The 13,125-nt window shown below is 67.8% G+C and carries 16 protein-coding genes; 8 read left to right on the forward strand and 8 right to left on the reverse strand.

Features of this window, described 5'->3' with window-relative positions; all coding sequences use genetic code 11:
* Positions 1–60 precede the first annotated feature (60 nt).
* From groL to MicroSTF_RS06975, 4 genes are all read right to left on the reverse strand, one after another.
* Positions 61–1,680: a chaperonin GroEL gene (groL, locus tag MicroSTF_RS06960; RefSeq protein WP_021199053.1), complete on the reverse strand. Its 1,620-nt coding sequence runs from the start codon at positions 1,678–1,680 to the stop codon at positions 61–63.
* Between the two features lie 124 nt (positions 1,681–1,804).
* Complete coding sequence (locus MicroSTF_RS06965) at positions 1,805–2,383, reverse strand: LytR C-terminal domain-containing protein (RefSeq protein ID WP_021199054.1); 579 nt, start codon at positions 2,381–2,383, stop codon at positions 1,805–1,807.
* A gap of 81 nt (positions 2,384–2,464) precedes the next feature.
* Complete coding sequence (locus MicroSTF_RS06970) at positions 2,465–2,722, reverse strand: DUF3263 domain-containing protein (protein WP_029258668.1); 258 nt, start codon at positions 2,720–2,722, stop codon at positions 2,465–2,467.
* Positions 2,723–2,731: 9 nt separating this feature from the next.
* The gene (locus tag MicroSTF_RS06975; RefSeq protein ID WP_297556120.1) at positions 2,732–3,724 is read right to left on the reverse strand and encodes a DUF2332 domain-containing protein; all 993 of its coding nucleotides are present in this window, start codon (positions 3,722–3,724) and stop codon (positions 2,732–2,734) included.
* Positions 3,725–3,795: 71 nt separating this feature from the next.
* Between MicroSTF_RS06975 and msrB the strand changes: the two genes are divergently transcribed.
* Together msrB and MicroSTF_RS06985 are read left to right on the forward strand one after the other, a co-directional pair.
* Positions 3,796–4,200 carry a peptide-methionine (R)-S-oxide reductase MsrB gene (gene msrB, locus MicroSTF_RS06980; protein WP_029258670.1) on the forward strand — a complete coding sequence of 135 codons (405 nt, stop codon included), beginning with the start codon at positions 3,796–3,798 and terminating at the stop codon, positions 4,198–4,200.
* Positions 4,197–4,844, forward strand: coding sequence for a nitroreductase family protein (locus tag MicroSTF_RS06985; RefSeq protein ID WP_315073747.1), 648 nt, complete (start codon positions 4,197–4,199; stop codon positions 4,842–4,844). Before msrB ends, MicroSTF_RS06985 begins: the two co-directional genes overlap by 4 nt.
* A 4-nt stretch (positions 4,845–4,848) precedes the next feature.
* Here the strand turns inward: MicroSTF_RS06985 and MicroSTF_RS06990 are convergent, their stop codons facing one another.
* A complete protein-coding gene (locus MicroSTF_RS06990; RefSeq protein ID WP_029258672.1) occupies positions 4,849–5,760 on the reverse strand; it encodes a DMT family transporter in 912 nt (303 codons plus the stop codon).
* A 101-nt stretch (positions 5,761–5,861) separates the two neighbouring features.
* Here MicroSTF_RS06990 and MicroSTF_RS06995 point away from each other — a divergent pair, with 101 nt between their 5' ends.
* The 5 genes from MicroSTF_RS06995 (at position 5,862) to MicroSTF_RS07015 (ending at position 10,261) form a co-directional block, all read left to right on the forward strand.
* Entirely contained in the window at positions 5,862–6,488 is a 627-nt protein-coding gene (locus tag MicroSTF_RS06995) for an SOS response-associated peptidase family protein (RefSeq protein WP_029267207.1), read from the forward strand.
* 94 nt (positions 6,489–6,582) lie between these two features.
* Positions 6,583–7,494, forward strand: a complete 912-nt coding sequence (locus MicroSTF_RS07000) for an ABC transporter ATP-binding protein (RefSeq protein WP_021199061.1) — start codon at positions 6,583–6,585, stop codon at positions 7,492–7,494.
* Positions 7,491–8,306, forward strand: coding sequence for an ABC transporter permease (locus MicroSTF_RS07005; RefSeq protein WP_029258675.1), 816 nt, complete (start codon positions 7,491–7,493; stop codon positions 8,304–8,306). Before MicroSTF_RS07000 ends, MicroSTF_RS07005 begins: the two co-directional genes overlap by 4 nt.
* A 9-nt stretch (positions 8,307–8,315) precedes the next feature.
* Positions 8,316–9,590, forward strand: coding sequence for a sensor histidine kinase (locus MicroSTF_RS07010; RefSeq protein ID WP_021199063.1), 1,275 nt, complete (start codon positions 8,316–8,318; stop codon positions 9,588–9,590).
* On the forward strand, positions 9,587–10,261 hold the full coding sequence (locus MicroSTF_RS07015; protein WP_021199064.1) for a response regulator transcription factor: 675 nt from the start codon (positions 9,587–9,589) through the stop codon (positions 10,259–10,261). Before MicroSTF_RS07010 ends, MicroSTF_RS07015 begins: the two co-directional genes overlap by 4 nt.
* Positions 10,262–10,271: 10 nt before the next feature.
* Here the strand turns inward: MicroSTF_RS07015 and MicroSTF_RS07020 are convergent, their stop codons facing one another.
* Positions 10,272–11,225: an aldo/keto reductase gene (locus MicroSTF_RS07020; protein WP_315073752.1), complete on the reverse strand. Its 954-nt coding sequence runs from the start codon at positions 11,223–11,225 to the stop codon at positions 10,272–10,274.
* A gap of 66 nt (positions 11,226–11,291) precedes the next feature.
* Positions 11,292–12,122: a polyphosphate kinase 2 gene (ppk2, locus tag MicroSTF_RS07025; RefSeq protein WP_315073754.1), complete on the reverse strand. Its 831-nt coding sequence runs from the start codon at positions 12,120–12,122 to the stop codon at positions 11,292–11,294.
* Positions 12,123–12,360: 238 nt separating this feature from the next.
* On the opposite strand from ppk2, the gene MicroSTF_RS07030 reads away from it, so the two are divergent.
* Complete coding sequence (locus MicroSTF_RS07030; RefSeq protein WP_029258679.1) at positions 12,361–12,699, forward strand: hypothetical protein; 339 nt, start codon at positions 12,361–12,363, stop codon at positions 12,697–12,699.
* Between the two features lie 31 nt (positions 12,700–12,730).
* On the opposite strand, the gene MicroSTF_RS07035 is transcribed toward MicroSTF_RS07030, so the two are convergent.
* Complete coding sequence (locus tag MicroSTF_RS07035; RefSeq protein WP_021199068.1) at positions 12,731–13,009, reverse strand: hypothetical protein; 279 nt, start codon at positions 13,007–13,009, stop codon at positions 12,731–12,733.
* Between the last annotated feature and the right edge of the window lie 116 nt (positions 13,010–13,125).

Consider the following 13,125-nt stretch of genomic DNA (forward strand, 5'->3'; position numbering starts at 1 on the left):
CGCGTATCGACGCAGAACGCCCCCGGCCGAAGCCGGGGGCGTTCTGTCATGAGAGCAGGATCAGAAGTCCATGCCACCCGACGGGTCACCCATGGGAGCAGCGGCCTTCTCCGGCTTGTCAGCGACGACGACCTCGGTGGTGAGGAACAGCGCCGCGATCGAGGCTGCGTTCTGCAGCGCCGAGCGGGTCACCTTCGCGGGGTCGATGATGCCGGCGCCGAACATGTCGACGTACTCTCCCGTAGCCGCGTTCAGGCCCTGGCCCGCGGGGAGCTCGGCGACCTTGTTCGCGACGACACCGGCCTCGAGACCGGCGTTCAGCGCGATCTGCTTCAGCGGAGCCTGGATCGCGACGCGGACGATGTTCGCGCCGGTCGCCTCGTCACCCGTGAGCGAGAGCGCGTCGAGCGCCTTCGTTCCGGACTGGATGAGCGCGACGCCACCACCGGGGACGATGCCCTCCTCGACGGCCGCCTTCGCGTTGCGGACAGCGTCCTCGATGCGGTGCTTGCGCTCCTTGAGCTCGACCTCGGTCGCGGCTCCGGCCTTGATGACGGCCACACCACCGGCGAGCTTCGCCAGGCGCTCCTGCAGCTTCTCGCGGTCGTAGTCGCTGTCGGTGTTCTCGATCTCGCGACGGATCTGCGTGACGCGACCCTCGATCTGGTCTGCCTCACCGGCACCCTCGACGATCGTGGTCTCGTCCTTGGTGACGATGACCTTGCGCGCACGACCCAGCAGGTCGAGCGTGGCGTTCTCGAGCTTGAGGCCGACCTCTTCGGTGATGACCTGTCCACCGGTGAGGATCGCGATGTCCTGCAGCTGCGCCTTGCGGCGGTCGCCGAAGCCGGGAGCCTTGACGGCGACCGACTTGAAGATGCCCTTGAGCTTGTTCAGGACGAGCGTCGCGAGAGCCTCGCCCTCGACGTCCTCGGCGATGATGACGAGCTCCTTGCCGTCCTGGATCACCTTGTCGACGATGGGCAGGAGGTCCTTGATGTTGGAGACCTTCTGGTTCGCGATGAGGATGTACGGGTCCTCGAAGACAGCCTCCTGGCGCTCCGGGTCCGTGACGAAGTACGGGTTCAGGTAGCCCTTGTCGAAGCGCATGCCCTCGGTGAGCTCGAGCTCGGTACCGAACGTCTGCGACTCCTCGACGGTGACGACGCCTTCCTTGCCGACCTTGTCGATCGCCTCGGCGATGAGCTCGCCGATCGCGGGGTCAGCCGCGGAGATGGAAGCCGTGGCAGCGATCTGCTCCTTCGAGTCGATCTCCTTGGCGCTGGCGAGCAGCTCCTCGGTGATCGCGGCGACGGCCTTCTCGATGCCGCGCTTGAGCGAGATGGGGTCGGCGCCGGCTGCGACGTTGCGCAGACCCTCGCGGACCAGAGCCTGAGCGAGGACCGTGGCGGTCGTGGTGCCATCACCTGCGACGTCGTCGGTCTTCTTGGCGACCTCCTTGACGAGCTCCGCGCCGATCTTCTCGTACGGGTCGTCCAGCTCGATCTCCTTGGCGATGGAGACACCGTCGTTCGTGATCGTGGGGGCTCCCCACTTCTTCTCGAGAACGACGTTGCGGCCACGCGGGCCGAGGGTGACCTTGACCGCGTCGGCGAGGATGTTCAGGCCGCGCTCGAGGCCGCGGCGGGCCTCCTCATCGAAAGCAATGATCTTTGCCATGAGTTTTTTCGTCCCTCCTGGACGTAGACGTTGGGTTTAGCACTCAGAGTAAGAGAGTGCTAACGCCATTCTGGCACTCGACACCTTCGAGTGCAAGCCGCCGGAGGAGTGGCGCACGCGGAGGTCAGGGGGCCGGGGTCTCCCCGGGCGTCTCGGGCGCGGAACTCGATCGATCGAGGCCGATCACCACCGTGAACTGCTTCAGACCGTCCTCCGTCTGACCGGAGTAATAGTCGCTCTGCTGCACGGCAGCGCCACCGAGGAGGTTCGCCAATCCGATCGCGGCGAGCTCATCCTCATCGTTGACGTAGAAGACGGTGGTGGTGGCGAAGTCCTGACTCGAGCTGTCTCCGGCGAAGACGATGTCCGGCGCCCATCCATTGTTGACGAGGACGTCCCGCATCTGCGTGTCGAGCCCCTCGTCCGGCGTGCCGTTGAGGATCATCACGGAGACCGAGGTGTCCACCACACCCGTCTCGACCGGAGTGGGGACCGGCGTGGACGCCGCCTCAGGAAAGAGCGAGATGCGCCCCATCACCACGAGGGAACCGAAGATCCCGGCGATGATGAGGACGAGGGCGGCGACGAAGGACCAGAGCAGCACGACCCAGCCGTTCATCCCCGGAGCTTCGGCGCGATGCGCTCCCACACGTCCGGAGGAACGGGGAACGTCATCGAAGCGATCGCGGGAGGGCTTGGACACCCCTCGATGCTAGCGTCACCTTCCTGGCATTCCGATCCGCGGCGCGGAACACCCGATTCGGGAAGCCGCCGACGGCTCTTCTCAGCCGACGAAACCCGGTGTGCGAGCCGAGCGCTGCCTGGCGCGTGAATCCCGGATGCGGCGCAGCCGCCGCACCAGCATCGGATCGTACGCCAGAGCGGCTTCCGACTCGATGAGCCGCCCGAGGAGCTGGTAATAGCGGGCCGAACTCATGCCCAGCTGGGCGCGGATGACTTCTTCCTTGGCTGAGCCGTGCCGCGGCCAGGCGACCTCGATGGCGAGGATCGCGCGATCGCGCTCCGTCAGGTCTCCGAGCATGAGTCCAGGTTAGGACGCGACGGTCGAGGGAGACGTTCGCCACTCCCACCAGCCTCCGAGGGGATCGGCGGCGGCGCGCACCCTCCCGTCGATGGCGACGACGAAGCCCGGCCAGCCGTCCGCATCCACCGACGGCACCCAGACGTCGAGCGCGCCCGGCGGATCGATCGTGATCCAGCGGGCGTCCAGCGCGGCTATGCGGGCGACCAGTGCGTTCCGCTGCGCTCGCGGGATGTGCACCAGCACTCCGGGCGTGGTGATGACGAGCGTGGCATTCCCAGGCGCGTCAGCCGCCAGGGCATCGATGCGTTCCAGAGCGTCTCCGACGAGGAGCAGTGCGGGATCGGAGGCCGCGATCTCGAGCGCAGCATCGATCCGCTGCTCCCGTCCCTCCTCACCCGGCCACACGAGTCCCCGCAGCCATCCCCGGTCACGTGGGTCGGCCGCGTCGAGCGGCGCCAGATCGATGCCCGCCCGCCACGCCACCTGCGGCATCCGCAGCGGGGGCATCGCGCCGGTCACCCGGCTCTCCAGCACGACGGTCGACGGTCCATCCACGGGATCGAGCCCGACGCGGAGCGCACCCGCTTCATCGACGAAGCGATACGAGTACCTGTCGGGATAGAGACACAGCCCGGCGGAGGCTCCGATCTCGAGCAACGCGATCGGACCCTCGATCTCGGACAGCACAGGGAGCAGCGCGGCGAGGCGCAGCGGTTCGTTCGTCTGCAGGCTGCGACGGGCGCATTCCGCCACCACCTCGTCGGCGTTGCGCAGCACGAAGTCCCGCCACTGCGGATAACCGGCGAGCTCGGCTCCGAGCAGGCGGGTGACGGCGAACACGAGCGGCGGCTGCCTCCGTGTCTCGGGAATCCGCAGCAGGATGCGCCTCACCTCGACATCGGCCGCCACGCCGGCCGCCCATTCCGCGTACAGCGCGCTGCGGCCGGGGGCCTCGTCACGGGCGAATCGTGCGTATCGTTCCTGCACGGCATCCGTCATGCGTCCATTCTGACCCGGAGCACCCGATACCCCGTCGCACGGGGGAGAATGGACGGGACTCAGGAGGACACATGTCGTACAGCGTGGACAAGACCGAAGAAGAATGGCGCGAAGAGCTCGGCGAAGAGCAGTACGCGGTGCTGCGCCAGGCCGCGACCGAGCGGGCCTGGACCGGCGAGCTGCTCGATGAGGAGCGGGCGGGCCTGTACACCTGTGGCGCATGCAATGCGGAGCTCTTCAAGAGCGGCACGAAGTTCGACTCCGGATGCGGATGGCCGAGCTTCTACGAGTCGATCCGCCCCGATGCGGTCGAGCTCATCGAGGACGACAGCCTCGGGATGGTGCGCACCGAGGTGCGCTGCGCCAACTGCGGATCGCACCTCGGCCATGTCTTCCCCGATGGATTCGGCACGCCGACCGGCGACCGCTACTGCATGAACTCGATCGCACTGAACTTCACTCCTGAAGCCTCGTGAGCGCCCTCGATGCCGTCCTGGCGCGGCAGTCCTGGTCGAAGGTCGAAGACACCGCGCCGACTCGCGACGAACTGCTCACGTTGGTCTCGGCGGCCGGCCGTGTGGCCGATCATTCTTCTCTGCGCCCCTGGCGGCTGATCGAACTCCGCGGCGCGGATCGCGAGGTGCTGGGCGCGGCGATCGCCGAGGCCCAGGGCGACTCCTCGCCCTCGTCGAAGCCGCTTCGTGCCCCTCTGCTCATCGCCGTCGTCGCCAGTTACCGGAAGAGCGAGAAGGTACCCCGTTGGGAACAGGAGGCCGTCGCCTCCGGTGTCGCCCACATGCTGAGCCTGCTCCTCGACGAAGCGGGGTGGGGCGTCATCTGGCGCACCGGCCACTACACGCGCGCGAAGGCGGTCGCCAGAGCTCACGGCCTCGCCGAGAACGAGGAGCTCCTCGGCTGGCTGTATGTGGGAGGCAAGCCCGAAGACAAGAAGCCCGGTCGGCGCAAGTCCGTCGATGCACGCACACTCGTCACGCGCATGCCGCACGCGAATACCGAGAATGCCCCGAAGACGGCGACGACCACCGAGAAGGTGAAGAAGGTGAAGAAGGTGAAGAAGGCCAAGAAAGCGGAGAAGGCGAAGAAGGCCGAGAAGAAGTAACCCCTCAGCGGCGACGCGGCCACGGAACCGCGACCACCACCGACGCGACGGCCACGACGACCATCGCGAGCACCTGCCAGAGCGCTGGTCCGGCCGCGGGCGGCCACATGAGGTCGATCACGACCGACGTGACCAATTGCCCGAGCACCGACCCCAGGCCCATGAGCAGCACCCCGGTCTGCGCCACGATGAACGTGCCGAGAAGGATGTAGGAGGCGCCCAGGAACCCTCCGAGGTACAGCCAGGGCTCGGTGGGAAGCCCCGCCGGTGCGCCGCGGAACGCGATGCTCACCCCGGATGCCAGGGCGAGCACCACGGTGCCGGCGATGAAGCTCATCAGGGTGGCGGCGAGGGGCGAACGCGCCCGCTGGGCCAGGCGCCCGTTGGTCGCTGCCTGCCAGGCGATCCCGACACCCGCGGCGAACGGGAGCAGCAGCATCCACAGCGGCGCGGTGGCCAGCACGTCGCCGGAGAGCGAGATGCCGACCGCGGCGAGCGCGAGCAGCCCCCCGAGCACCCGCCCTGGCGTGACCGCCACGACTCCTGCGGGCCCGAATCCGATCCGATCGAGCACGAGGCCGTGAACGGTCTGCCCCGCCACCACACCGACGGTGAACAGGGAGACGCCGAGCACACCGGCGGTGAGACCTTGGGTCGAGACGGTGAGTGCGCCACACGCTCCCCCGAGCAGCATCCAGACGGGGATCGTCTGGTGTCGGATGCCGCTCCACAGGCGTGCGACGCCTCGCCGAGCCGACGGGAGGGCGGAGATCACGACGGCGAGCGCCACGAGTCCCACGGAGAACGAGACGAAGCCGGCGACGATCCCGTCGTCGACGCGCACACCGAGCACCCCGTTGATCCGCGCCTGGATCGCCGTCATGACACCGATCGCGACCGCTCCTCCGAGGGCCAGTGGAGCGGGAAGTCGACGGGTCTCTGGCACCTGTCGACCCTACCCGAGCCGCCGGCCGCTCCTCGCCCGTGAATGTCCGAGGCCGGGACTACGCTGGCGGCATGTGCGCGAGCTACGGACTCGATCCCCGATTCACCGATGCCGAACTCCTCGCCGCCGCCGACGATGCGGTGCTCGAGGGCCTCCGCGTGTGGGCGCAGGAGAACGCCGGCGAGACCGTCCGACCGACGGGCAAGAACCTGCGCAACCTCAACCCGCTGATCGTGCAGCCAGATACCGCCCCGACCCTCGAACCCGCGTGGTGGGGGTTCCTCGTCGACGGCGAGCCGGCGAAGTTCCCGTCGATCAACACCCGCTCGGAGCGGCTGCAGGAGCGTCCGGGCGGGGCGAAGTCGAGAGCGATCGTCCCCGCGACGAGCTGGTACGAGATGCAGAAGCCGTCTCGGCAGTGGAACGAGTTCATCGTCGACGACGGCACTCTGTTCGGCATGGCTGCGGTCACGCAGCGCGGCCGCACGGCCGACGGCGAGTGGTTCACGTGCTATTCCATCGTGATGCGTCCCGCTCCCCCTCACCTCGTCGACCTGCACGACCGGATGCCCCTCCTCGTCCCGTCCACCCTGAGCCATGACTGGCTGACCGCACCGGCGTCGCGGGAGATCATCGACGAGGCCGTCATCGCTTCAGACGAGATGGCCGCGCGGGTGCAGGCTCGCCCTCGCGCCTGACCCTCTGATGTCCCACGCGGGTCGGACACTTCGCCGTCAGATGTGTACCTGAGGGGGACGCGCGACACCCGGGGCGCTCCGTAACGTTGTGCCCATGATCACAGCAGAAGGCCTCACGAAGAGGTTCGGAGACAAGACCGCCGTCGACGACGTGTCGTTCACGGTCAAGCCGGGCAGCGTCACCGGCTTCCTCGGCCCGAACGGCGCCGGGAAGTCGACCACCATGCGGATGATCGTCGGCCTCGACCGCCCGACGTCGGGGCGTGCCACCATCGCCGGACGCGAGTACCGCAAGCTCCGCGCACCTCTCACCGAAGTCGGTGTCCTCCTCGACGCCAAGGCGGTGCACACCGGTCGCACCGCTCGCAACCACCTCCGCGCCATGGCCGCGACACACGGCATCCCCTCCTCCCGAGTCGATGAGGTCATCGACCTTGCGGGCATCGGGTCGGTGGCACGTAAACGCGCGGGCGGATTCTCGCTCGGAATGGGGCAGCGCCTCGGCATCGCTTCGGCACTGCTCGGCGACCCGCACACGCTGATCCTCGACGAGCCGGTGAACGGCCTCGACCCCGAGGGGGTGCGCTGGGTGCGCCAGTTCGTCCGTCACGTGGCATCAGAGGGGCGCACCGTGCTGCTCTCGAGCCACCTGATGAGTGAGATGGCGCAGACCGCCGACCACGTCATCGTGATGGGCCGCGGTCGGGTGCTCGCGGATGCCCCGCTCGCGGAGCTCGTGCGCTCCTGGACTCGGAACACGGTGCGGGTCCGCACACCGAGACCAGCCGACCTGGCTGCCGCCGTCGGAGGGCCGGAGGTGGAGATCGTGAGCTCGGCTCCCGATCTGCTCGACATCGTGGGGCTGCCCGCCGCGCGGATCGGCGATCTGGCCGCCGACCGCGGCATCCCGCTCCACGAACTCACCCCGACCACCGGATCACTCGAAGACGCCTATCTCGCCCTCACCGGCGACTCCGTCGAGTACCGCACCAAGGAGATCTCATGACCACGACACAGGCTCCCGCTCCCACGCGGACACGCGTCGACACCGGTCGTCGGCTGACGTTCATGCGCGCACTGCGCGGCGAGTGGATCAAGCTCGCCACCCTGCGCTCGACGTGGTGGTCGATCGGCATCACCGCCGCCCTCACGGTCGGCATCGCCGTGCTCATCGCCCTCGCTGTCGATGTGCCGGACTTCAGCCCGATCCAGGCCGTGGTCATGCCGATCCAGTTCACGATGCTGCTCGCCGGCATCATCGGCGCGATCTCGGTCACCGGCGAGTACTCCACGGGGATGATCCGTTCGACGCTCACTGCGAACCCGATTCGCGGTTCGGTGCTGGCCGCGAAGTCGACGGTGCTGGCACTGTTCCTGTTCGTCTCGTCGCTGGTGATCTTCGTCGTCTCCGCGGTGGCCGTCTCCCTCATCGTCGCCCCGCGTGACCAGGGCATCGACTGGTCGGACCCGACAGCATCGGTGCTTCCGATCGTGGTGGCTTCCCTGTCGATGGCCGTCTTCGCGCTCATCGGCATCGCGTTCGGATTCGTCCTGCGCTCCGGTGCGGGCGCCATCGCCGCAACCGTCGGTGTGCTGTTCGTCCTGCCGATCGTGGCGAACTTCTTCTCCTTCGCCGGAGAGACGTGGGCATGGGTCCTGCAGGCCGCCGCCTACCTTCCGGACGCCGCCGCACGGAGTGCGATCATGCCCGGAGCCGGTGCCGCACTCGACGCTCCGGTTGCGTTCCTGACGCTGGCCTGCTGGGTCGTGGGCGGTGCTGCCGTCGCGTGGGGCGTGCTGCGCACCCGCGACGCGTAAAGTCGGCCTGTGAGCAGAACGCGAAGCCGCAGCGACTCGGTCCGCGAGGACGAGGAGCTGCGGCTTCCGCGCGCCCCGGGCCTGTTCCGACGGTTCTGGGCCCGCCATCCGCTGTTCGCCGACATCCTGCTCGCGCTGATCTGCCTGTTCCTGTCCCTCGCCCCCGCCGCGCCGTACCCCAACACCTCGCTCCCGGAGGGCACATACATCGCCATCAACATCGCGACGTTGGTGATGGTCGCGATCGGATGCAGCACTCTCCTCTGGCGTCGACGGGCACCCCTGGGTCCCTTCGTCGCTGCGGTGATCCTGGGGACCGTCGGACTGTTCACAGGCATGTCCGGAGGCATCGTCCTCCTGCTCGTCGCCTGCTACGGCGTGGCGGTCTACAGATCGGCGCGTCTGGCCTGGATCTGTTACGGGATCGGTGCCGCTTGGTTCCTCGGACTCACCACGATCCTCATGCTGACCGGCACGACCCTGCTCCAGGTCGGCATCGATACCGCCCTCGGCTACGTCGCGCTCGGGCTCATCGGCACGCTCGTCGGGGTCAATGTGGGCGGCCGCAAGCGCTATCTCCTCGCCATCATCGACCGATCCCGTCAACTCCTGATCGAGCGCGATCAGCAGGCGCAACTCGCCGCCGCCTCGGAACGCGCCCGCATCGCACGGGAGATGCACGATATCGTCTCCCACTCCCTCACCGTGATCGTCGCACTGTCCGAAGGGGCGGCCGCCACCCCCGATCGGGAACAGGCCCGGAGGGCTGCGGTATCCGTCGCGGACACCGCCAGAGGCGCTCTCACCGAGATGCGTTCGATGCTCGGTGTGCTGCGCGACGACGAATCGCCGCTGCCCCTGGCGCCGATGCAACCCGTACCCGCGCGTGACACCGTGGAGACGGCTCAGCGCGCGGGCTACCCGGCGACGCTCACCGTCATCGGGCAGGCCGATGTCTCCCCCGCCGTCGCGCATGCGATCGGCAGGATCGTGCAGGAGGGCGTGACCAACGCCATGCGCCACGCCCCGACCGCGAAGAGCATCACCGTGCGGCTGGAGTACACGGCCGACACGGTCGTGATCGAGATCGTCAACGACGGCGTCTCGGGTGAGATCGGCTCAGACGGATTCGGTGTGCGCGGGCTCTCCGAGCGTGCCGCCCACGTGCATGGGACGGTGCGATCCGCACCTGCGGATGGAGGACGATGGATTCTGCGGGCGGTGCTTCCCACATCGGGAAGCAGGCCCGCCGCACCGCGACAGACGATGGAGGACGACGCATGACGCAGGCGATCAGAGTGCTGCTGGTGGATGACCAGGAGCTGATCCGTCTCGGCTTCCGCATGGTGCTGGAGTCTGAGGAGGACATCGTCGTCATCGGCGAAGCCGGCGACGGGAAAGCGGCGATCACGCAGAGCGCGCTGCTCGCTCCCGACCTGGTGCTGATGGACATCCGGATGCCGGAGCTGGACGGCATCGCCGCCACCGAGGCCATCGTCCGAGAACGTCCGCAGACCAAGGTGCTCGTTCTGACCACCTTCGATCTCGACGAATACGCGTTCGGAGCCATCCGCGCGGGCGCGAGCGGATTCCTGTTGAAGGATGCCCAGCGCCACGAGATGATCTCCGCGGTGCGCGCCGTCCACCGCGGGGATGCGGTGCTGTCCCCGCGTGTGACGAGAGCGCTGCTGGAGCACGTGACGCCTCGGCTCGGCGGAGCGCCCGCGACTCCGGCCGCAGAGGAGAGCGCTGCTCTCGAATCGCTCACGGAACGTGAGCGGGACGTCTTCCTCGCGATCGGCCGCGGACTCACCAACGCAGAGATCGCTCAGAGTCTGTACGTCGGCGAGTCCACGGTCAAGACCCACGTCGGTCGTGTGCTGGCGAAGCTCAGCGCGCGGGACAGGATCCACGCGGTCATCCTGGCGCATCGGCTTGGGCTCGTCGGCGACTAGCCCGATCTCATCAGGCTCGCGACGGCGCCCATTCCGAGACGCGGTCGAGCCGCTGCACCTCATCGTCCGAGAGCTCCAGACGCGCCCCGGCGAGCAGGTCGGGAACCTGTTCCACGGTTCGCGCGCTCGCGATCGGTGCGACCACGGTCGGTTGCGCACGAAGCCACGCGAGCGAGGTCGCGGCGATCGAAGCGCCGTGCACATCGCCGATCTCCTCGAGCGCGTCGATGATCCGCAGGCCCGCTTCGGTGGCGTACTTCGCGGCGCCCTGCGCCCGGGGCGAAGTCTGACCCGCGGCGTCCGTCGAGCGGTACTTGCCGGTGAGGAAGCCACTGGCCAGGGAGTAATACGGGATGAGTCCGAGGTCGAACTCCTCGGCGACCGGGATGATCGTGTCCTCGACCTCGTTGCGGTGCACGAGGTTGTAGTGCGGCTGCACCGCGACCGGCAGCGCGACACCGAGTCGACGGGCGATCTCGACCCACTCGCGGATGCGCTCGGCGGAGTAGTTCGACACGGCGACGTGCCGGACCAGCCCGTCTTCGACGAGTCCCCCGAACGCGCTGACGGTCTCCTCCAGCGGAACGGTCTCGTCATCGAAGTGCGCGTAGTACAGGTCGATCTCATCGATGCCCAGGCGCTTCAGCGAGGCCTCGGCGGCCTTGCGGACATTCGCGGCGGAGAGGCCGCGGAACTGCGGGTGCTGACTGACCTTGGTCGCGACGACCACACCCGCAGGTTTGCGCGAGGCCAACCACTCGCCGACGATCGTCTCACTCTCTCCTCCTTCGTTTCCCGGCACCCACGCGCTGTACGAGTCGGCGGTGTCGATGAAGTCTCCGCCTCCGTCCACGAAGGTGTCGAGGACGGCGAAGGACGTGTCACGGTCGGCTGTCCAGCCGAACACGTTGCCGCCGAGCGAGAGCGGAAGGACGTCGAGATCACTGGTACCGATGCGGGTCATGATGAGAGCAACCGGTGAGCCCGCCTCCCGCATTCCCGGACGACGCCGTGTTGCGCTCCATGAACGTCACGCTGGCGATGCCTCCCCCTCGTCGTGGATCTGCGAGGGGCGGCCCACGATCCGCGGATCCGGAGCGTGGGCGACCATCGGGTCCTTGCCCGGATAGTCGAACCGTGCGAGAACACATCTCATCGCTTCCAGCCGCGCGCGCCTCTTGTCGTTCGACGAGATGACGACCCACGGGAGGGCCGGGGTGTCCGTGTGGAAGAACATGGCCGCCGCTGCCTCGGTGTAGTCCTCCCATCTGTCGACGCTCGTGAGGTCGGTGGGGCTGAGCTTCCACTGCTTGAGCGGATCCTCGCCGCGACGGGTGAACCGGCGCCGTTGTTCCGCCTCGCCGATCGAGAACCACAGCTTGATGAGGCGGATGCCCGAACCGACGAGCATGCGCTCGAACTCCGGCGCGGTCTGGATGAACTCCTCGTACTCCGCCGACGAGCAGTACCCCATCACGCGTTCGACGCCCGCTCGGTTGTACCAGGAGCGATCCATCAGCACGATCTCGCCGCCCGACGGCAGATGCGCGACGTAGCGCTGGAAATACCACTGCGTCCGCTCGACATCACTGGGTTTGTCGAGCGCGACGACACGAGCGCCGCGGGGGTTCAGGTGCTCCATGAAGCGTGCGATCGCACCGCCCGCGCCCGCCGCATCCCGCCCCTCGAACAGGATGAGGACCCGTTCCGACGAGCGCGTGATGTGCGCCTGGAGTTTGAGGAGCTCGATCTGCAGCAGTCGTTTCTCGCGCGCGTATGCCGCCCGTGTGAGCGCCTGCGCGTGGGGGCAGCCGGGCTGCCGCTCCGACGTGACCGTCGGGAGTTCGGACGAGCTGCCCATCGCCTCCCCCTCCCCTGGCGCTTCTCGATCGCGCGACGCACGAGGCAAAGCGCAGGTGGCCGCGGCGGGGAGTCGGCCACCTGCGCCGTCATCGACCCGGCGTGATCTCGTTGAATCCACCAGGAAACTCAACGCTTAGTAACATATCACCTTGTAGCGCGATACTCCGGAATGTACTTCTCGCACCCAGCCGTCACCGGAGACGCGACGAGGTCGAAGTCGCGGCTATCGTTCACTCATGGGAACGATCCAGTACGGCAGCGGTGACGAGATCCACATCGAGGACCGCGCACTCGCACATCTCAAAGTGGTCATCGCCACGAAATTGCGACGCAATGAGAGCTTCACCCTGTCGTGGCGGCACCCCGACGGCGACGCCCCCGGCCGTTCGACCATCTGGCTGCACCCATCGATCCCGCTGCGCTTCACCTTCGACGAGCCAGACGCCCCTCAGCTCAACCCGAAATGGATTCAGGACCTCATGCGGTCGGCGAGCTCCACGGGCGGGATCAGCCTCATCGAGGAAGTGGTCGAAGCGCCGCCGACCGGCGACGCGGACTCACCTCACCTGGACTGAACTCTCCGAACGAGCGGCTGGCGGACGCGCGTCAGCTCGCCCGCCACACGGAGAGCAGCTGCCATCCTTCCGGCACCTGGGACTCGAGCGCGGCCATGTCGTCACCCTCGATCTCGCGGATGCCGTCGCGACGCAGGAACTTGCCCTCGACGGATCGCATCGATCCGGCCTTCTCCATCGTCGCCATGGCCGACACCAGGTCCCATCCCGCAGGCGCCTGGGCGGTCAGCTGTGCACGGACCTCGGCGAGATCTTCGCCTTTGAGGGTGACGCTGTGGGCTTCGAGCGGGCGGATCAGTCCGTGGAGCATCAGACCAGCCTAGGGCGAGGGACACGTGAGCGAGGCCTTCCCCCCGAAGGGCGGCGATGAGTGGAAACCAGGGTCGAGGAGCAGAACCCTTCGTCCGACAACACCTACGACCGAGT

This window comes from Microbacterium sp. STF-2 (assembly GCF_034650155.1).
GTDB lineage: Bacteria > Actinomycetota > Actinomycetes > Actinomycetales > Microbacteriaceae > Microbacterium > Microbacterium maritypicum_A.